Origin of the sequence: Brevibacterium sp. CS2, from assembly GCF_005280295.1 — a bacterium.
Classification (GTDB): Bacteria; Actinomycetota; Actinomycetes; order Actinomycetales; family Brevibacteriaceae; genus Brevibacterium; species Brevibacterium pityocampae.
Window position 1 is genome coordinate 573,274 of the sequence record NZ_CP040020.1, and the last position, 19,557, is coordinate 592,830.

Sequence of the window (19,557 nt, forward strand, 5' to 3'; positions counted from 1 at the left end):
CAGACCTCCGGTCTCCGCGCTCGCCGCAGGCCGTCGATGCGGACGCCGCCCCCGTGCCAGGAAGGGCCCACCATGTCGCACTATTTCCCGCCGGGCATGCCCCGCCACCTCAGCTACCCCGATGCCGCCGTGCCCGAGGTGCTCCTCGCCTCCGCCCGCACCTACGGCGAGCGGGCCGCGGTGGTCGACGGAGAGGAGACCCTGAGCTACGCCGAGCTGCTCACCGGCGCCCGCGCAGTGGCTGCCGACCTCGCCGCAGCCGGGATCGCCCCGGGAAGCGTCGTCGGCATCCATCTGCCGAACATCCTCCACTACTTCACCGCCTACTACGGCGCGCTCCTCACCGGCGCCGCCGTCACCCTCGTCAACCCGCTGCAGCCGGCTCCGGCGCTGGCCAAGCAGCTCGCCGACGCCGGGGCGACCGCCCTCATCACCCACCCCGCGCACCTCCGCCCGGTGACCGAGGTCGCCGAGGAGCTCGGCCTCGCGCGCGTGCTCGTCACCGGACCGTCGTGGTCGGCCGGGGTGGACGAGGAGCAGCAGGCACTCGCCGATTCCGTGTTGGACACCGGCCCGTACCGGTCCTTCTCCGAGGTGCTCGCCGCCGGCGGAGAGGATTTCGAACCCGTCCTCGTCGGCATGGACGAGGTCGCCCACTACGCCTACACCGGCGGCACCACCGGGAAGTCGAAGGGCGTGCGCGTCCTCCACCGCAACGTCATCGCCAACATCACGCAGATGGCCGCCTGGCGCCTCCACTCGACGATCGACCGCGATGAGACGGGGCACCTGCGGCTCACGCACATCCCCGACCTCGGCGTCCCGTACGTCGAGCCGGGTGCGGCCGCGACCATCCAGGTGCCGCCGCTGTTCCACGCCCAGGGCCTGACGAGCGGCGGGATGTTCATGCTCGGCGGCGTGACGATCGTGCTGTCCGGCCGGTTCAAGCCGCAGACCTTCGTCGAGCTCACCAACCGCTGGGAGGCCGCCTACGCCTCGGGCAATCCGCCGATGTACCTCGCGCTCGCCGCGCACTGCCGGGCCACCGGGGAGTCGATGCCGAGCATGAAGCTCGCGATCTCCGGGGCCGCGCCGCTCGATTCGACCGCAGTGGCGCGGATCGGCGAGGCGATGCCGAACGCCGTGATCGGCGAGGGCTACGGACTCACCGAGGGCACGTGCATGGTGACCTCGACCCCGGTGCAGCCGGGCACCACCCAGAAGATCGGCTCCGTGGGCATCCCGGTGTCCGACACGGAGATCGAGATCCGCAGCACGACCGGCACCGAGGTGCTCCCCGACGGCCAGGAGGGCGAGCTGTGGGTGCGCGGTCCGCAGGTCACCGACGGCTACAGCAACGCCCCGGAGCAGACCGCCGCGCAGTTCGTCGACGGCTGGCTGCGCACCGGCGACATCGCCTCCCGCGACTCCGAGGGGTCCATCCGGATCCACGACCGGGCCAAGGACATGCTCATCTACAAGGGGTACAACGTCTACCCGCGGGAGCTCGAGGACATCGCCGCGGCGCACCCGGGCGTGGCGCGGATCGCCGTCGTCGGACGGCCCGCGGACGAGGCCGGGGAGATCCCCGTGGCCTTCGTCGAGGCGGCCCCCGGCGTCGCGCTGTCCGGCGAGGAGCTCATGGGCTGGGTCGCCGGGCGGGTGCTGCCCTATCAGAAGATCCGCGAGGTCCACCTCGTCGAGGCGCTGCCGACCTCGGCCGCGGGCAAGATCCTCAAGACCGAGCTGCGCGACCAGTTCGACTGAGACCGTCCCGGCGCCGCGGCCGCTCCGACCGCACCGGCACCCCTGCCCCGTGTCCGTCCTGCTGTCTACACTGGACCCATGAGCGAACCGACAGTCTCCGTGACCGAGATCCCCGAGGGCGCGAACATCCTCGACGTCCGCGAGGACGACGAATGGAGCGCCGGGCACATCGACGGCGCCCAGCACATCCCGCTCGGCGACCTCCCCGTGCGCTACGGCGAGGTGCCCCTCGACGAGGACGTCTACGTCATCTGCCGCTCCGGCGGCCGGTCGATCCGCGCCACCTCCTGGCTCAACCAGAACGGCTTCGACGCGATCAACGTGCGCGGCGGGATGGGGGCATGGAACCTCGACAACGGCCTGCCGATCGTCTCGGACGCCGGCGAGGAGCCCTGGGTCAAGTAGACCCGGCACCGCCCGAGGACGCCGCCCGGTTCCGCCCCATCATCTCGACAGCCGACCGCATGGCGAGATTTTCCCGGTCCCGGCTACTCCCCACGGCCCGCACTTGGGCATAGTGGGACCATGAGTTCACGCGCCGGCCTCCCCGCCGAAGAATCCGACCTCGTCAACCTCCCCGAGCTGCTCGACGCCTACCACGACGTCGAACCGGATCCTGCGAACCCGGACCAGCGCGTGGCCTTCGGCACCTCCGGCCACCGCGGCTCGAGCCTCAAGGGCTCCTTCAACGAAGCCCATATCGCCGCGATCACCGCCGCGATCATCGAGTACCGCCGACAGCAGGGGTACACCGGCCCGCTCTACCTGGCCCGCGACACCCACGCGCTCAGCGAGCCCGCCTTCCTCACCGCCCTCGAGGTGCTCGCCGCCGCCGAGGTGCCCACGATGATCGACGACCGCGACGGCTACACCCCCACCCCGGTGCTGTCCCGTGCGATCATCAAGCACAACGCGAACCGCGGCAGCGCCCAGGGCCTGGCCGACGGCATCGTCATCACCCCCAGCCACAACCCGCCGGCCGACGGCGGCTTCAAGTACAACCCGCCGCACGGCGGTCCGGCCGACTCCGACGCCACCGGATGGATCGAGGACCGGGCCAACGCCCTCCTCGAGAGCGGCTGGCAGTCGATCTCCCGCCGCCCGTTCCAGCGCGCATTCCACCTCGAGAACACGACGAACTTCGACTACACCGCGAGCTACATCGAGGACCTCGGACTCGTCATCGACATCCCGGCGATCCGCGACTCCGGACTCCACATCGGGGCGGACCCGCTGGGCGGGGCGAGCGTCGACTACTGGGCGGCGATCGCCGAGCAGCTCGACCTCAACATCGAGGTCGTCAACCCCGACGTCGACCCCACCTGGGCGTTCATGACGCTCGACTGGGACGAGAAGATCCGGATGGACTGCTCCTCGCCGTCCGCGATGGCCTCGCTCATCGCCAACCGCGACAAGTACGACCTCGCCACCGGCAATGACGCCGATGCCGACCGCCACGGCATCGTCACCCCCGATGCCGGCCTGATGAATCCCAACCACTACCTCGCCGTCGCGATCGACTACCTGTTCTCCCACCGCGAGCAGTGGTCGCCGGACACCGCGATCGGCAAGACGCTCGTGTCGTCGTCCCTCATCGACAAGGTCGCCGCCGCTCGCGGTCGCCGCCTGCTCGAGGTGCCGGTGGGCTTCAAGTGGTTCGTCCCCGGCCTCATGGACGGCACCGTCGGCTTCGGCGGCGAGGAGTCCGCCGGCGCCTCGTTCCTCACCCGCGACGGCTCCACCTGGACGACGGACAAGGACGGGATCCTCCTGTGCCTGCTCGCCGCGGAGATCACCGCGGTCACCGGACGCACCCCCTCGCAGCGGTTCGACGAGCTCACCGCGGAGTTCGGCAGCAGCGCCTACGCGCGCATCGACGCCCCGGCCACCCGCGAGCAGAAGGCCGCGCTCAAGCAGCTGAGCCCCGCCCAGGTCACCGCCGACACCCTCGCCGGCGAGGCGATCACCGCCAAGCTCACCGAGGCGCCGGGCAACGGTGCGGCGATCGGCGGTCTCAAGGTCACCACCGACAGCGCGTGGTTCGCCGCCCGCCCGTCGGGCACCGAGGACGTCTACAAGATCTACGCGGAGTCATTCAAGGGCGCCGACCACCTGGCGCAGGTCCAGCAGGAGGCCAAGGCCGTCGTCGATGCGGTGATCGGCGGCTGAGGCCGGACCCGGGAGGGTGACGGACGTCATCACCCTCCCCCGCGCGCACTGGCTAGAATCGACTGGTGCTGCGCAACTACCTCGAGATCTTCGCCCTGCCCGGGGCGTTGAAGTTCTCGCTCGCCGGGCTGCTCGCCAGGCTGCCCATCGCAGTGCTCGGCCTCGGCATCCTGCTCTTCATCCAGGGCACCACCGGCTCCTACGCGATCGCCGGGGTCGTCACCGCCGCCTTCATGGTGGTGCAGGCGATCACCAATCCGCTCATCGCCCGGCTCGTCGACAACTTCGGCCAGGCCAGGGTGATGGCGCCGGTCGTCGTCGTCCACATCCTCTCCCTCACCAGCCTGCTCGTCACCGTGTACGCCGACTGGTGGACCGCCCTCGTCTTCGTCTTCGCGGGTCTCTCCGGCGGAACCGTCGGCTCGCTCGGCTCGCTCGTGCGCGCGCGCTGGAACGCCGCAGTGCGCACGCCCCGCCAGCTCGACACCGCGTTCAGCTGGGAGGCCGTCGCCGACGAGATCCTCTTCGTCTCCGGCCCCGTCCTCGTCACCACGCTGGCCACCGCGGTCCTCCCGCCGGCCGGGATCCTCGCCTCGATGACGGCGACGATCATCGGCTCCCTCCTCTTCTACACCCAGAAGGCCACCGAGCCGCCGATCATGCGGGCCGTCGAGGGCGACAAGGGGAAGGTCCTCACCAACCTCGGCATCTTCGTCGTCGTGGTCGCCCAGGTGCTGCTCGGCATCAACTTCGGCGCGATCGACGTCATCGCCGTCGCCTTCGCCGAGGAGCAGGGCCACAAGGCCCTCGCCGGCGTCCTGCTCAGCACCTTCGCCGCCGGGTCGCTGGCGGCCGGAGTGGTCTACGGCGGGGTGACCTGGAAGTCGCAGGCGCACCACCGCTTCGCCGTGATGATGGGCGGGCTCGCCGCCGCCACCTGGCTGCTGCTGCTCGCCACCGACATGATCCGGTTCGGCGTCATCATGTTCTTCATCGGCCTGACGATCGCCCCGAGCCTCATCAGCGCATCCTCGGTGGTGAAGAACCTGGCCCCGCCGCGTCGGCTCACCGAGGCGCTCGCCTGGATCAGCACCTCGCTGGGCTTCGGCGTGGCGATCGGTTCCGCGCTCGCCGGCATCATCATCGAAGCCGCCGGCGCCCGCACCGCGGTCCTCGTCCCGAGCGTGAGCTCGACGCTCGCCGCGCTCGTCGTCGCCCTGTTCATCCGCTCGATGGACCCGAGCCGACGCAGCTATGACGCCCGCGCCAACCGCACGGTCGTCGACACCGAGGGCTGAACCCGGGATCCGCGGAGCCTGCCCTCGGCACCGACCTCGACCCCTCCGCCCAGCGCCCCGGAACCGGCCCTCGTCGGCCGACCGGGGAGGGTGCCCCGGATCATGATGACGACGCATTACCCATCGGTTATGCTGTTCTCACCGTGGCGGTCAGGCTGAGAAAGTGTCGGGCTGTCACGGCTCTGTCTTTCCAGGTCAGCGCCCTGTTTCGACTGCTCCGGCGCGCTCGCTGCGACGGTCCGCAGCCTCGCTCCGGCCCACCGCACTACGGTGGGGGTATGCGCATCCTCCTCGCCTGCGACAAGTTCAAGGGCACTCTCACCGCACCCGAGGTGCACGCCCGCCTGGCACCGGCCCTCACCGCCGCCGGCCATACCGTCGAGTCCGTCCCCATCGCCGACGGCGGCGACGGCACCGTCGAGGCCGCGGTGTCCGCCGGCTTCACCCGGCACACCGCCGAGGTGACCGGTCCCCTGAGCACACCCGTCACCGCCGTCTGGGCGGAGTCGGCGGGCACCGCCGTCATCGAGATGGCCCAGGCGAGCGGCCTCGCGCTCGTGACCTCCGCTTCGGGCTCCGCGCCGGATGCGCACACCGCGCTCACCGCCACCTCGGCCGGGACCGGGGAGCTCATCGCCGCGGCCCTCGACGCCGGGTGCACGGAGATCGTGCTCGGCGTCGGCGGCTCGGCGACCACGGACGGCGGCGCCGGCATGCTCACGGCCCTCGGCGTCCGCCTGCTCGACGAGTCGGGCCACCCGGTCCCGGCCGGTGGAGTCGGCCTCGAGCACCTCGCACGGGTCGACACCGCGGACCTCCACCCCCGCCTGCGCGAGGGCAGCGCCCACGTCATCCTCGCCTCGGACGTGGAGAACCCGCTCACCGGGCACCAGGGCGCGGCGGCGGTCTACGGTCCGCAGAAGGGCGCCGGCCCCACCGAGGTCGAACGGCTCGACCGCGCACTCGAGCGCTTCGCCGCACGGGTCCCCGACGGTGCGCATCACGCCGCCCGGACGGGAGCCGGGGCGGCGGGAGGCATGGGCTTCGGAGCCTTCGCGGTGCTCGGCGCGGCCTCCGTGCCCGGTGCCGACTACGTCCTCGACCTCGTCGGATTCGGCCGCGCTCTCGGGACCGCGGAGGCCGTCGTCACCGGGGAGGGGCGCTTCGACGAGCAGACGCTGTCCGGGAAGGGCCCCGGCGCGGTCATCGCAGCGGCCCGGGCCGCCGGCCTGCGGGTCCATGTGGTGTGCGGATCGAGCGAGATCCCGGCCGATCAGGCGAGTGGGCTCGGACTCGCCGGGATCCACACCCTCACCGACCTCGCTGCGCTCGCCGACTGCCTGGCCGACCCTGCGCCCGTCCTCGAGCGCCTCGCCGCGGAGCTCCTCGCCCCCGCCCTCGAGGCACCCGCCGACTGACCCGCGCCGCTTGGCTCGGACCCGACTCGGCTCGGTTTGAACCGGCCCGGCCCGCCTCGGCTCCGGTCGGAAACGACGAGTGGTCACAGATCCATGGAATCCCGTAGGGGAATCGTGGATCTGTGACCACTCGCTGGTGCGGGGTCTCCGCCTCAGGGACGGCGGGGCGTGTCCCCCGGGCAGGGGCCTCCGCCTCAGGGCTTGCGGTCGGTGTCGCCCTCGGTGCCGGGGAGGCCCTTGTTCTTGCGCATGAGCAGGAGGACGACCATGACGACGACAGCGAGCGCGCCGACGCCGAGCAGCACGATCATCGGGGTCGACATGCCGCTCGAGGCGTTCTCCGCCTCGCCCTCCTCGAGCGAACCGCGCTGCTCACCGCCGAGCTGCGGCTCCTCGTCGACGGCTCCGGCGCCGAGGCCCGGGCCCTCGCCCTCCTCGGTGCCCGCGGGCGCGGATTCGCCGCCGGCACCGCCGGCGTCCTGGATGGTGAAGGGGATCTCACCGCTGATCGGGTGGCCGTCGGAGGACACGACGCGCCACACGATGGTGTACTCGCCGGCGCCGAGGTCGGCGGGCAGGGCCGAGGAGACCTTCGTGCCGTCGACGGTGAGCTCACCGGCGGAGACGTTCTCACCGTTGTGCATGACCTGCACCTCGGAGCCCATCTCCTGGACCTCACCGCTGAACTCGAGCTCGATCCATTCCGGCTGGCTGTCGAGCTCCGCTCCCTCCTCCGGGTTCGAGGACACGAGCTGGTCGTGGGCGGCTGCGGCGGGCGCGAGCAGCAGGCCGAGGCCCACGAACAGCGCCGCCACCAGGGCGAACAGGGACGTACGAGTGCTGCGGACGGTCACGGAGGCTCCAATCGATTGGCTGCTGGCCCCATTATCCCGCAGACTCCCTGGGAGTTCACCCATCCGGCGCGCCGAGTCGATCTCCGTCACGCGCTCCGGCGGGCGCGGATCTCCTCGACGATGGCGGGCACTGCGGCCTCGACCTGCTCGAGCGTGGTGGTGAACCCGGCCTGGTCGCCGTACCAGGGGTCGGCGACGTCGAGCTCGGTGCCGGTGAGCCCGGCCGCGGCCGGGTCGAAGCTGCGGAACATCCGGATCTCCGGGCGCCGTTCCACCGGCAGGTCCGCGACCAGGCGCTCGAGCGCGGCCCGATGCCGCTGCGTCATCGCGAGCGCGAGGTCACGCTCGCCCAGCCACTCCGCGGTGATCTGGCGGGCGGCGTGGTCGGCGGTGTCGTAGCCGGCCTCGGTGAGCACACGGACCGCGCGCGGATCGATCGGGTTCCCGGACTCCTCGTCGCTGATCCCGGCCGAATCGACGATCGCCTCGATCCCCTCGGCGGCCAGCCGGCTGCGGAGCACGCGCTCGGCCATGACCGAGCGGCAGATGTTCCCCGTGCAGACCAGCACCACCGAGGCGCCCGCCGTCCCGCCGACGCCCCTGTCCGCGGTGCTCGTCCCCTCCGCCGTCTCCTCTGCACCTCGCGCTTCCGCCACTGCTGCCCTCCATCGTCATCCGTTGTCCGCGGCCGGGCTCCGCGCCCGACCACCGCAACCATGGTCGCAGATGCGCCCGGTGGGCCGGGACCGGATACCGTTGGACCATGACCGAAACTCGACTGCCCCACGGCGACCCCGCGATCAGCGCCCGCGAGGACCTCTTCCGCCACGTCAACGGCGCGTGGCTCGACACCTTCGAGATCCCGGAGGACCGGGCCGGCGACGGCGCCATGCGCGCCCTCTACGATGCCGCCGAGGTCAAGGTCCGCGACCTCATCACCGGACTCGGCGAGCAGGACTCCGAACCCGGCTCCGAGGCGCAGAAGATCGGCGCCCTCTACGCCTCCTTCATGGACACCGACACGATCGAGGCGACCGGGATCGAGCCGGTCGTGCACGACCTCGAGCTCGTCGCCGCCGCGTCCGACCATGCGGAGCTCGCGCGCGTGCTCGGCGCGCTCGACGCCTCCGGGGTGCCCACCGTGGTGGGCGGCTTCGTCTCCGCGGATGCGAAGAACTCCGCGGAGTACATCCTCTATGCGATGCAGGCCGGGCTCCACCTGCCGGACGAGGACTACTACTCCTCGGACGACTACACGGAGATCCGGGAGGCCTATGTCGCCCACGTCGCCCGCGTCTCCGAGATCGCCGATCTCCCCCGCTTCACCGGCCGGCCGCACAACGAGCTCGCCGCGCTCGTCCTCGACCTCGAGACGCGCCTCGCCGAGCACCACTGGGACCGGGTGTCGTGCCGCGACGCAGAGAAGACGTACAACAAGTTCGCCGCCGTCGAGCTCGACGAGCTCGCCGCCGGCTTCGACTTCGCCGCCTGGTGCGAGGGCGCCGGGATCACCGGCCTCGAGTACCTCGTCGTGTCGCAGCCGTCGTTCTTCGTCGGGATGGCGCAGGAGTGGGCGCGCACACCGCTCGACGACCTCAAGGCGTGGATGCAGTTCAGCATCGTCGAGGCCTATGCGGGCCTGCTCACCGAGGCCCTGTCGGAGGAGAACTTCGACTTCTACGGCCGCACCCTGTCCGGCACGCCCACCCAGCGGGAGCGCTGGAAGCGCGGCGTCGCCCTCGTCGAGAGCCTGCTCGGCGAGGCTGTGGGCAAGCTCTACGTGGCCAGGGAGTTCCCGCCGGAGTCCAAGCAGGCGATCACCGAGCTCGTCGACCGGCTCATCCGCGCCTACGAGTCCTCGATCTCCGAGCTCGACTGGATGGGCGAGGACACCCGTGAGCGCGCTCTGAAGAAGCTCGCCCGGTTCTCCCCGAAGGTCGGCTATCCGGACGTGTGGCGGGAGTACCCGGCGGAGATGGTCGCCGACGACCTCGTCGGCAACGTCCGGCGCGCCGCGCACGCCGAGCACGTGCGCCAGATCGGGCGGATCGGGCAGCCGATCGACCGCACCGAATGGCTGATGACGCCGCAGACGGTCAACGCCTACTACCACCCGGTGATGAACGAGATCGTGTTCCCCGCCGCCATCCTGCAGCCGCCCTTCTTCGACGCGCGCGGCTCCGATGCCGCGAACTACGGGGCGATCGGCGCGGTGATCGGCCACGAGATCGGACACGGGTTCGACGACCAGGGCTCGCGCTACGACGGCGACGGCAACCTCGTCGACTGGTGGACCGAGGACGATCGCGCCCGCTTCGAGGAGCGCACGGCGAGCCTCATCGACCAGTTCGACGTGCTCGTCCCCGAGGGCCTCGACGCCAAGCACCACGTCAACGGCGCGCTCACGGTCGGGGAGAACATCGGCGACCTCGGCGGCATGTCGATCGCGTGGAAGGCCCTGCAGCTGCTCGCCCGCGACGAGAACCGGGAGCTCACCGAGGAGGAGGGCCGCGAGTTCTTCTACGCCTGGGCCACCGCCTGGCGCTCGAAGTTCCGCAAGGAGGAGCGGATCCGCCGGATCGCGGTCGACCCGCACTCCCCGGAGGAGTTCCGGTGCAATCAGATCGTCGAGAACCTCGACGCCTTCGCCGAGGTGTTCGGCGTGCGCGAGGGCGACGGGATGCACCTCGCACCCGCGGACCGCGTGTCGATCTGGTGACCTGACCCGGCTGGCAGCTCGGAAGCGGCGGGACTGTGGTGGTTCCGGCGGAGTGTGGTGGCGTCGACGCTCATACTCTTCGTCGGAACCACCATTCTCCGCGCCCGGCCCGCGCGCCGCGGTGGCCTGCGCGCTTCGGCAACCCGACACCTCGGTGGATCCAGCACCTCGGCCCCGGGCCGGGCCGCGGGCCTCAGAAGTTCGGGTGGACGAGCCGGGCGAAGCGCTCGACGAGGTCGCGCCAGGTGATGGTGAACGACTCGTTGCGGGTCGCGGCGGGCGCCTCGTCGGCGAGCTTGTCGATCTCGATGTAGCCGATCCCGTCGGACCCCAGGGTGGAGATGTTCGCGCGGAACAGCCCGTCGTCGGCGATGTCCGCGCTCACCGCGAGCGGCAGCCGCCCGAGGTCCGCCGGCATCCCCTCGAAGGTCAGGCGCCCGGCGGTGAGCGTGTCGTGGGCCGCGGCGTGCGTGAGGTACTGGGCGGCCGAACCGCCGCCCACCACCGGCAGGCGGGTCGCCATGACGTCGATGAGGAGCTCGGTGATCTCCGCCCGCCGCTCGGCGCTGAGGTCATCGCCCTCGAACCCGCCGAACAGCACGACGGCGGCGAACCCGGCCAGCGGCGGCAGCACCTCGCCCTCGGCCACCTGCACGTGGGTGACCTCGAGGCCGTTCTCGTCGAAGCGGGCGAGGATCGACTCCACGCCGGGGGTCGGGCTCGTCTCGATGACGAGGACGGGCGTGTTGATGCCGGCCTCGCTCAGGGTCTGCGTGGGCCTGCGCTCCCCGGCCTCGACCGCGAGCGGGAGGATGTTCTCCGGCACCGGCGCCGGGCAGGTGGCGTACGGGGTGAAGGCGAAGGGGTCGTTGTACACCCGGTTGAAGTCGAGGATCACGGAGTTCCCGGCGTCGGGCAGCCCGATGTTGAGCGTCCGCCAGGTCGCCGTGGTCACGCCGTTGGTGTAGTCGTGGAACCGCACGGTGAGGCCCGACCCGGGGCAGCCGGTGGTCCGGAGCCGGTGGGTGTGCCCGGCGAGCTCGAACTCGACCTCGCCGGAGAGCTGCTCGTCGAGCTCGATCCCCGGCACCGCCGAGGCGATCCGGCGCGGCTCCGGCTGCGGGTACGGGGTGAACGCCGCGCGCACCACCCAGTCCTGGCTGACCGGGAAGGTCGGCACGTCGATGAAGCGCGAGAGCAGCGGCGCCTTGGAGTCGTGGCGGCGCAGGCCGATCGAGCCGTCGCGGTTGAGGAGCTCGTAGAGCACGTGGCCGACGAGGATCCAGTTGAGCGATTCCCCGGGGGCCACCCGGGCGGACATCCGGTCATCGGAGTCGACGCGCACCTCGGCCGCCGGGCCGGGCCGGCCCATGATCTCCAGGGCGTCCTTGCCGGGCCCCGCGCTGGTGCCCGGGGCGAGGGTGAAGTGCACCCATTCGCCGTCGCGCACGAAGGTGCCCGGTCCGCCCTCCCAGGCCGTCGTCTCGCCCTCGTCGAGCCAGGTCAGGCCCGTGAGGCTGAGCCAGCCGAACGGAGTGGCGAGAGCGGACAGGCGCGCATCATGCCATTCGTGCCATTCTGCGGTGTACTGGTCCACGCTCGTCCTCGTCTCGATGATCGCCTTGCTGTTCATAGTAGGGGATCGGCCGCGGGGGCGGGCAGGTCCTACGGCGTCGCGCCGGGTGGGGCGGGTGCGGGGGGCCGCGGCAGGGGCGGCGGAGACGCGCGCGGCGCAGCCGGCGGGTGAGGAGGACCTGGACCGCGCCGAGCACGAGGAGCAGGGTGAGGGAGGCGAACGACAGCCAGAACCCCTCGCGGTATCCGGCGACGTCGACGACGGCGCCGGTGAGCGCCGACGCCGCGGACTGGCCCACGACGACGCCGGTGGACATCATCGCCATGACGGTGGTCGTGCGCCCGAACGGGGCGACCTCCGAGGCGATCGAGTAGAGCGTGACGAGGCTCGGCCCGATCCCCGCGCCCATGACGAGGAGGGCGGGGACGAGCAGGCCGATGTCGCGGGTGAGCACGAACAGCACCGCGCCGGTGAGCGCGACGCCGGCGAACACGAGCCAGCGGGCGGTGAGGGTGAACCGTTCGGGCAGGAGCACGACGCCGAGCGCGCACACCGCCGAGCCGATGCCCATGATCCCGTAGAAGATGCCCGTCGCATCGGCCTGCCCGAACTCCTGCATGAAGCGGGTGAGCGAGGTGAGCGAGGACCCGAAGAACAGCCCGATCGCCGTCATCCCGGCCACCGGCAGGAGCACGACCGGCCGCCGCACCCACGCGATGGGGTCCGGGGGCCGCACGGTCTCCCCCGCCGAGGCGCCCGCCCGGTGGTCGCGGGCGTCGCGCAGGTGCCCCCGGGCGTAGCGCACGGAGGGGTGCACGGCGAAGGCGATGACGCCGAGCAGGGTGAGCGCGGCGGCGAACTCGAGCGGGACGACGACACCGAGCAGCACCGCGACGAACCCGGTGACGACGGGGCCGAAGACGAACACGAGCTCATCGGTCATCGACTCGTAGGACAGCACCGTCGAGGTCGCCTTGCGGGCCCGGTGCCCGGTGAACTCGGCGCGGATCGCGTGGAGCCAGCGGGTGCGGACCATCGAGGAGGCCTGCGGGGCGGTGAGCCCGATGAGGAGGCCGGCGCCGAGCACGAGGGCGATGGGCGCCTCGGCGCGCAGTGCGGCGGCGAGGCCGAACAGGGCGAGCGTGTTCGCGACCGCGGCGATGAGGAGGACGATGCGCTGGCCCCAGCGGTCGGCCGAGGCGCCGAGGACGGGCCCGGAGATCGCGGTGCCCACGCCGACGAGGGCGGCCGTGACCCCGGCGAGGGTGAAGGACTCCCGGGTCGAGGAGACAGCCGTCATGACGGCGACGACCGACATCGCGAAGGGCAGCTTGGCGATGAGCGCCAGGGGCAGGAAGCCCCAGCCGAACATGCGTCCGAGGGAGGTGAACACGATTGACTAGGCTACCGGCTATGAGGCTTACGACAGAATCAGCTCCCACCGCCGTCGCCGCCGACCTCGCGGAGTTCGTCACCGAGTCCCCCTCGTCCTTCCACGCCGCCGACGCCGCCCGCCGGCGGCTGACCGCGGCGGGCTTCACCGAGCTCGACGAGCGCGCGGAGTGGGATCTGCGTCCCGGCGGCAGGCACCTGGTGGTCCGCGACGGCGCGATCATCGCCTGGGTCATGCCCGGCGGGGCCGGGGGTGCCGGGGGTTCTGGCGTCGGGGGTGCCGGAGACGCCGCGGGCGCCGGCTCGGCCGAGTTGCCCGGGTTCGCCGTGCTCGGCGCGCACACCGATTCCCCGGCATTCAAGCTCAAGCCCCACCCGGACTTCACCGTCGAGGGGAACCTCCAGGTCGGGGTGGAGATCTACGGCGGCCCGCTGCTGAACTCGTGGCTCGACCGCGAGCTGTGCTTCGCCGGCCGGCTCGTCACCGTCGACGGGGCCGAGGTGCTCGCCCGGACCGGGCCGATCGGCCGCATCCCGCAGCTCGCCATCCACCTCGACCGGCAGGTCAACGACAAGCTCGCGCTCGACCGGCAGCGCCACGTCCAGCCGGTCATCGGCCTCGAGGCGCTCACCGGCGGCGCCGGCGAGGGGGCAGGCGTGCTCGGCGCGCTCGCCGCCTCGGCCGGGGTCGAGGCCGCCGATGTCGTGGCCTTCGACGTCGTGACGATCCCGGCCCAGGAGCCGGCACGGTTCGGTCTGCACGAGGAGTTCCTCGCCTCCCCGCGCCTCGACAACCTGTCCTCCGTGCACGCCGGGATCAGCGCGCTCGCGCTCGTCGAGCCGGCCGGGCTCGACTCGATCCCGCTCGTCGCGGCCTTCGACCACGAGGAGGTCGGCTCGGAGACCCGTTCGGGGGCGAGCGGACCGTTCCTCGCCGATGTCACCGAGCGGATCATCGCCGGCATCGTCGCCGGGGCTCGGGCCGGCGCCGGGCCGGGTGCCGGGGAGTCCGGTCCGGTGGGCGCCTCGGGTGCGGATGCCGCGGGCGGCAGTGGCATCCGGGAGGCGAGCGCCCCGGGTGCAGGGCGCGTGCGCGAGGCGTACCTGCGCGCGCTCGCCCGCTCGGTGTGCGTGTCGTCCGACGCCGGGCACGCGGTCCATCCGAACTACCCCGAGCGCCACGACCCGGTGAACCGGCCGCGGCTGGGCGGCGGGCCGCTGCTCAAGATCAACGCCCAGCAGCGCTACGCCACGGATGCCGTGGGCACCGCGCGGTGGGCGCGGGCGTGCGCGGCGGCGGGGGTGCACTACCAGGAGTTCGTGTCGAACAACGCGATGCCGTGCGGGTCGACGATCGGTCCGCTCACCGCGACGCGTCTGGGCATGACGACCGTCGACGCCGGGATCGCGCTGTGGAGCATGCACTCCGCGCGCGAGATGTGCGCGGTGTCCGACGTCCACGACCTGTTCCGCGTCGCGCACGCCTTCCTCAGCGGCCGCTGAGAGCCCGCGCGGGGCGGCTCTGCGGTGGGAGCGACGCTGCGCAGGGAGCGGTGCCGCGTGCCCGCCGGGGATGATCCCGGCTGGGCCCGGGGCGACGGAGGGCTGGGAACAGCGGCGGGTTCAGCGACGTGACTCCCGCTCCGCCTCCTCCTCGAGTCGGAGCCACTCCGGCTTCCACGCGCGGGGGATCCTGTAACTGAAGCTCCACCCGACGTTCAGCAGGACGACGACGGTGCCGAGGAACACCCAGTGCCAGAGCGGTTCCATGGGAGGCTGCACGGAGGTGAGAACGATTCCGTAGAGCGCGAGGACGGCGATCGCCGCCGCCTGCGGCACGATGGCGGCAGGAAGCCCCCAATAGGGACCCTGGAAATTTTTCAGCCTGGGCCTCACCCGCCGCCACCCCTCATAGAACCCGGAGTACGCGGCCCAGGTGAGGACGACCATCGCGGTCGGCGGCCCGGATCCGATGAGGGCGAGCAGCCCGATGAAGGCCGAGCCGTTCAGCGAGAATCCTTGAGGGCGCGCATGACGTCGTTCGCGGTGGGGTTGGCCAGCTGCGCATTGCGGGTGAGGACCACGGGGGTGGCGAGCGCGCCGTCCATGAGCGCGCGGACCTTCGCCGCGGCGGTCTCATCGCGGTCGACGTCGATGAACGCGAACCGCCCGTCGGTGTTGAAACGGCGCATGAGGGCGCGGCTGCGCGGGCAGTCGTCCTGCCACAGGACCACCGCGCGGCCCGGCGCCAGCAGGTCGTCCGACCAGGGCGTGTGCGGCTTCCGGTTGAGGACGAAGAATGCCAGCACGAAGGAGAGGATGCCGAGGACCACGAAGAGCCAGCCCAGGACGCTGCCCGGGTCCGTGGCGAGCCGGATCACACCGGATGCGGTGAAGAGCAGGGCGGCCGCGAGCTGCAGCAGGTTCGTCATGCGCATGGGGACAAGCCTACGGTCACGGCGGTTCGCGGCCGCCTGGGGGTGGCGCGCTCACGCAGATGCGACTGTTCTTTCTGTCGACAAGCGAATTCCCCTGCACACGACCGTCGATGCAGCTGATTCAGTCGCCGTGGGGAGAAAGAGCTGCATCGAGCGGCGGATCGGTCTCAGGGGACGGGATCGCCGAGCAGCTCGCGGAGGTCCTCGGGGGCGGAGTCGGGGAGGACCCGGCGGCCGACGACCGCAGTGGGCGTGAACCGGTTCCCGCGGTTGAGCTCGCGGACCCGGGTATCGGCGTCCTCATCCAGATGGATGTTGACCCAGGTGATCCACTCGTCACCGGCGAGGGCGCGGAGCAGGGTGTGGCAGTGGGGGCAGCCGTCCTTCCAATAGACGACCGCCGCCGAGGTGTCCTCGAGTTCGGGGGACCACGCCGTGTGCGGCCGAGGGCCGCTCATCCGGATCGCGAAGATCGCCAGTCCGGCCGCACCGGCGAGCAGACCGGCACCGGCGGCCGGCCGGTCGACGAGGAACGCCGCCGTCCCGGCGAGGGCCAGAACGGCGGCGAGGGTCCAGAGGAGCCGACGAGGGATGCGCACGGCACCAGGCTAGCCGGACCCGGCCCGGATCAGCGTCCGGCGGCGAGGATCCGGACGGCCTCGGCGGCGCGCGGCGCCTCGACCTCGACGGTGTACTCGGAGGCCTTGAGGGACTGGACCGAGCGGAAGCTGCGGGCCTTGCCGTTGATCGCGAAGGCGATGAGGCCGAAGATCAGACCCCAGACCGCGCCGAGCGCGATCGTGGAGAGGAGGACGGAGAAGAACCCGATCCCGGCGACGAAGAGGGCGAAGACGAGCCCGAGCAGCAGTCCGATCCAGGCACCGGAGAGCGCACCGAACCCGGCGGCCTTGCCCCAGGTCATGTTCCCGGTGACGTGCTCGACGGTGGTGAGGTCGTGCCCGACGATCCGCACCGTGCTCACCTCGAAGTCGGAATCCGCGAGGAGATCGACGGCGTTCTGGGCCGGCAGGTAGTCGTGGAAGCGGGCGACGATCTCACGGGGGACGGGCTGCACGGTCTGCCCGGTCGCAGGCGACTGCGCGAGGTGCGGGGCGGGGTCCTGTCCGGCAGCGGGGTGTCCTGCGGGAGTTCCGGTGTTCTCGGTCATGCTGTCCTTTCGGTCGAGGGCGCGGATGGTCGTCCGATCCGGCTGGGCGAGGCGAGCACCTCGGGGATTCCGATCGCGCACCGTCCGCGCTAGAATGATTTGATCATACCAACCAAATCTCCGGGAAAGCTGAGCACGATGCCCGAGTGCCCCCGCACCGCCGAGGTCCTCGCCTCGCTGCGTCATGCGCTGACCTCGATCGAGCGCTGGGGCAGCCGGCGCGCCACCTGGGAGCGCCTGAGCGGCGGTGCGGCCTCGCTCACCCGCACCGATGTGTGGCTGCTCGAACGCATCGCCGACTGCGGACCGGCCCGGATGTCCGCGCTCGCCCGCTGGCAGTCGGTGGATCGCTCGACGATCACCGCCCAGGTCAACCGCCTCGAGAGCAACGGACTCATCACCCGCGGCCCCGACCCCGCAGACCGGCGCGCCGTCCAGGTGGACCTCACCGCGGACGGGCACGCGGTGATGCGCGAGCACCGGTCGCGCCTCGCAACGACGATGGAGGACCTCACCGCCGCGTGGCCGGCGGCCGATGTCACCGAGTTCGGTCGACTCCTCTCCCGGTTCGCCCGCGCCCTCGACGACGATCTCGCCGACCGGGCCGACTGACACCGGACCCCACCCAGCCCGACGCACCGGTCCCACCCACGCGCACCCGATCCATCAGGTCGCCCTGCCGCCGGACGCACCACCCGCGTCATGACCCGACGTCATCCGATCCCGACCCCCGGAAACCGCTCTTCCCACACCCCTTGGAACCGGCCCGATCCCCGCTAGCATGAGGGCATGGAATCGGTTCGCTCACACCTCAACGAATACGTGACGACGGTGGGGAAGTCGCCGATCAGAGCCCTGTTCGAGCTCTCGTTCGACCCCACCCTCATCAGCTTCGCCGGCGGCAACCCCGCCTCCGAGCTGTTCGACGTCGAAGGACTGACGAAGTCCTTCACCCACATCATGGGGACCGCCGGTCAGCGGGCCCTCCAGTACGCCTCCACCGACGGGGAGCCCGAGATGCGTCAGGCCGCAGCGCTGCGGACCACGCAGATGGGAGTGCCGTCGACGGCCGCCCAGGTGCTCATCACCTCGGGCTCGCAGCAGGGGCTCGGCCTGCTGAGCCAGACGCTCGTGAATCCCGGCGACGTCGTGCTCGTCGAGAACCCGTCCTACGTGTCCGCGCTCCAGGCGTTCGGGCTCCAGGGGGCGGAGTTCAAGCCGATCGACACCGACGAGGGCGGGGTCGTGCCCGAGGCGCTCGACGCGGCGATCCGGCAGTGGAAGCCCAAGGCCGTCTACATGATCCCGACGTTCCAGAACCCGACGGGCGTGACGATGCCGGAGTCCCGCCGCCGCGCGATCGCGGACATCATCGCCGCCCAGGACACCTGGCTCATCGAGGACGATCCGTACTCCGAGCTCCGCTACACCGACGAGCAGCAGATCCCGATCAGCGCGGACCCGCGGCTCGACGACCGCGCATTCCTCCTCAACACGCTGTCGAAGGTGCTGTCACCCGGGTTGCGGGTGGGCTGGATCCGGGGGCCGGAGGAGATCCTCGAGCGGATCAGCGTCGCCAAGCAGGCCAATGCCCTGCAGACCTCGACGGTGGACCAGCTCGTCGCCGCACACTACCTCGAGAGCAACAACCTCCAGGCGAAGCTCGACCCGGTGAGGGCGGAGTACGCCCGCCGGCGCGATGCGATGCTCACCGGGCTCCGCGAGGTCCTGCCCCCGGGCTCCGCGCTGACCGAACCGGAGGGCGGCATGTTCGTCTGGGCGCGTCTGACGGAGGGCTTCGACGCCTCCGCGCTCGTGTACGACGCGATCAAGGCCGGCACGATGTTCGTCCCGGGCGCCCCGTTCTATGTCGCCGACCCGGACCCGCGCACCCTCCGGTTCTCCTTCGTGTCGAACACCCCCGAGGTCACCCATGAGGGGCTCGCCCGCCTGGCGCCGGTGTTCGCCGGTGCCTGAACGGCCCGATCCCGAGCCCGAGGTGCGGGCCGGGTCCCCGGGTCCGAGCGCCGAGGTGCCGGCCGGGGACCCCGACCCGCGCGCGACCTCGGCCGCCGGCGACTGGCTCAACGTGCCGAACGCGATCAGCGTGGTGCGCCTCGTCGTCCTCGTGCCGGTGGTGATCTGGCTCATGAGCATGCCGGAGCACCGGATCGCGGCGACGATCGCGCTCGCGGTGTTCGGTGCCACCGACTGGATCGACGGCTTCTGGGCGCGACGCTTCGGGCAGGTCACGCGGGTCGGTGAGATCCTCGACCCCGTCGCCGACCGGCTGGGCATCACCCTCATCTGTGTGGCGATGACGTGGTTCGGCATCCTGCCGCTGTGGATGCTCGCCGTCATCGTGCTCACCGACGTGTTCCTCGGGATCGTCGGCACCGTCCGCCTCGATGCGACCGCGACCTCGCACGTGAGCTGGCTGGGGAAGGGGCGGACCGCGCTCATCATGACCGGGCTGCCGGTCCTCCTCCTGTCGACCGCGAGCCAGCTGCCGGACACACCGCTCCACCAGGTCGGCACGTTCCTGCTGTCGGCGGGTGTGGTGCTCCACCTCGCGGCCGGCGTCGACTACGCCATCCGCCTCATCCGCACCCCCCGGAGCCGCACAGCTTCCCGAAGCTGACTCACTCCCCGGGGCCGCACACCCGCCCCACATGCGCGGTCTGCCCATCGACCTGCCACATGTGCTCGATCAGCACGTCGACCTGTCACGTGCGCTCGAGAATCCCCGCTGAGATCG

Annotated in this window: 18 protein-coding genes; 10 read left to right on the forward strand and 8 right to left on the reverse strand. The window is 71.6% G+C overall.

The window, feature by feature from the left end:
- Window positions 1-72: 72 nt before the first annotated feature.
- From FDF13_RS02510 to FDF13_RS02530, 5 genes are all read left to right on the forward strand, one after another.
- On the forward strand, window positions 73-1,767 hold the full coding sequence (locus FDF13_RS02510; RefSeq protein WP_217494886.1) for a class I adenylate-forming enzyme family protein: 1,695 nt from the start codon (window positions 73-75) through the stop codon (window positions 1,765-1,767).
- Between the two features lie 78 nt (window positions 1,768-1,845).
- Window positions 1,846-2,172, forward strand: a complete 327-nt coding sequence (locus tag FDF13_RS02515; RefSeq protein ID WP_137318315.1) for a rhodanese-like domain-containing protein — start codon at window positions 1,846-1,848, stop codon at window positions 2,170-2,172.
- Window positions 2,173-2,292: 120 nt separating this feature from the next.
- Window positions 2,293-3,936 carry a phosphoglucomutase (alpha-D-glucose-1,6-bisphosphate-dependent) gene (gene pgm / locus FDF13_RS02520; RefSeq protein ID WP_137318316.1) on the forward strand — a complete coding sequence of 548 codons (1,644 nt, stop codon included), beginning with the start codon at window positions 2,293-2,295 and terminating at the stop codon, window positions 3,934-3,936.
- 65 nt (window positions 3,937-4,001) lie between these two features.
- Window positions 4,002-5,234 (forward strand): MFS transporter, encoded by a 1,233-nt coding sequence (locus FDF13_RS02525; RefSeq protein ID WP_137318317.1) that lies wholly within the window; start codon window positions 4,002-4,004, stop codon window positions 5,232-5,234.
- Window positions 5,235-5,512: 278 nt separating this feature from the next.
- Window positions 5,513-6,652 carry a glycerate kinase gene (locus FDF13_RS02530; protein ID WP_137318318.1) on the forward strand — a complete coding sequence of 380 codons (1,140 nt, stop codon included), beginning with the start codon at window positions 5,513-5,515 and terminating at the stop codon, window positions 6,650-6,652.
- 194 nt (window positions 6,653-6,846) lie between these two features.
- On the opposite strand, the gene FDF13_RS02535 is transcribed toward FDF13_RS02530, so the two are convergent.
- Together FDF13_RS02535 and FDF13_RS02540 are read right to left on the reverse strand one after the other, a co-directional pair.
- The gene (locus FDF13_RS02535; protein ID WP_247618427.1) at window positions 6,847-7,506 is read right to left on the reverse strand and encodes a copper resistance CopC family protein; all 660 of its coding nucleotides are present in this window, start codon (window positions 7,504-7,506) and stop codon (window positions 6,847-6,849) included.
- Between the two features lie 86 nt (window positions 7,507-7,592).
- Window positions 7,593-8,162, reverse strand: a complete 570-nt coding sequence (locus FDF13_RS02540; RefSeq protein WP_368074047.1) for a low molecular weight protein-tyrosine-phosphatase — start codon at window positions 8,160-8,162, stop codon at window positions 7,593-7,595.
- A gap of 107 nt (window positions 8,163-8,269) precedes the next feature.
- Between FDF13_RS02540 and FDF13_RS02545 the strand changes: the two genes are divergently transcribed.
- Window positions 8,270-10,225: a M13 family metallopeptidase gene (locus tag FDF13_RS02545; RefSeq protein ID WP_137318320.1), complete on the forward strand. Its 1,956-nt coding sequence runs from the start codon at window positions 8,270-8,272 to the stop codon at window positions 10,223-10,225.
- Window positions 10,226-10,418: 193 nt separating this feature from the next.
- Here FDF13_RS02545 and FDF13_RS02550 read toward each other — a convergent pair whose 3' ends face one another.
- Together FDF13_RS02550 and FDF13_RS02555 are read right to left on the reverse strand one after the other, a co-directional pair.
- Window positions 10,419-11,858 (reverse strand): DUF1684 domain-containing protein, encoded by a 1,440-nt coding sequence (locus tag FDF13_RS02550; RefSeq protein ID WP_137318321.1) that lies wholly within the window; start codon window positions 11,856-11,858, stop codon window positions 10,419-10,421.
- Window positions 11,785-13,194, reverse strand: a complete 1,410-nt coding sequence (locus FDF13_RS02555) for an MFS transporter (protein WP_137318322.1) — start codon at window positions 13,192-13,194, stop codon at window positions 11,785-11,787. Before FDF13_RS02555 ends, FDF13_RS02550 begins: the two co-directional genes overlap by 74 nt.
- A gap of 20 nt (window positions 13,195-13,214) precedes the next feature.
- Here FDF13_RS02555 and FDF13_RS02560 point away from each other — a divergent pair, with 20 nt between their 5' ends.
- The gene (locus tag FDF13_RS02560) at window positions 13,215-14,696 is read left to right on the forward strand and encodes a M18 family aminopeptidase (protein WP_137318323.1); all 1,482 of its coding nucleotides are present in this window, start codon (window positions 13,215-13,217) and stop codon (window positions 14,694-14,696) included.
- A gap of 120 nt (window positions 14,697-14,816) precedes the next feature.
- Here the strand turns inward: FDF13_RS02560 and FDF13_RS02565 are convergent, their stop codons facing one another.
- The 4 genes from FDF13_RS02565 to FDF13_RS02580 all read right to left on the reverse strand — a co-directional run bounded on the left by FDF13_RS02565 (window position 14,817) and on the right by FDF13_RS02580 (window position 16,799).
- Window positions 14,817-15,143: a hypothetical protein gene (locus FDF13_RS02565; protein WP_137318324.1), complete on the reverse strand. Its 327-nt coding sequence runs from the start codon at window positions 15,141-15,143 to the stop codon at window positions 14,817-14,819.
- 56 nt (window positions 15,144-15,199) lie between these two features.
- Window positions 15,200-15,631 carry a hypothetical protein gene (locus tag FDF13_RS02570; RefSeq protein ID WP_137318325.1) on the reverse strand — a complete coding sequence of 144 codons (432 nt, stop codon included), beginning with the start codon at window positions 15,629-15,631 and terminating at the stop codon, window positions 15,200-15,202.
- A 167-nt stretch (window positions 15,632-15,798) separates the two neighbouring features.
- Window positions 15,799-16,230, reverse strand: a complete 432-nt coding sequence (locus FDF13_RS02575; RefSeq protein WP_137318326.1) for a hypothetical protein — start codon at window positions 16,228-16,230, stop codon at window positions 15,799-15,801.
- 29 nt (window positions 16,231-16,259) lie between these two features.
- Window positions 16,260-16,799 carry a general stress protein gene (locus FDF13_RS02580; protein WP_254668869.1) on the reverse strand — a complete coding sequence of 180 codons (540 nt, stop codon included), beginning with the start codon at window positions 16,797-16,799 and terminating at the stop codon, window positions 16,260-16,262.
- 138 nt (window positions 16,800-16,937) lie between these two features.
- Between FDF13_RS02580 and FDF13_RS02585 the strand changes: the two genes are divergently transcribed.
- The 3 genes from FDF13_RS02585 to FDF13_RS02595 all read left to right on the forward strand — a co-directional run bounded on the left by FDF13_RS02585 (window position 16,938) and on the right by FDF13_RS02595 (window position 19,440).
- Window positions 16,938-17,411 (forward strand): MarR family winged helix-turn-helix transcriptional regulator, encoded by a 474-nt coding sequence (locus FDF13_RS02585; RefSeq protein WP_137318327.1) that lies wholly within the window; start codon window positions 16,938-16,940, stop codon window positions 17,409-17,411.
- Between the two features lie 177 nt (window positions 17,412-17,588).
- Window positions 17,589-18,776, forward strand: a complete 1,188-nt coding sequence (locus FDF13_RS02590; RefSeq protein WP_137318328.1) for a PLP-dependent aminotransferase family protein — start codon at window positions 17,589-17,591, stop codon at window positions 18,774-18,776.
- The gene (locus FDF13_RS02595) at window positions 18,769-19,440 is read left to right on the forward strand and encodes a CDP-alcohol phosphatidyltransferase family protein (protein WP_175406821.1); all 672 of its coding nucleotides are present in this window, start codon (window positions 18,769-18,771) and stop codon (window positions 19,438-19,440) included. Before FDF13_RS02590 ends, FDF13_RS02595 begins: the two co-directional genes overlap by 8 nt.
- Window positions 19,441-19,557 lie beyond the last annotated feature (117 nt).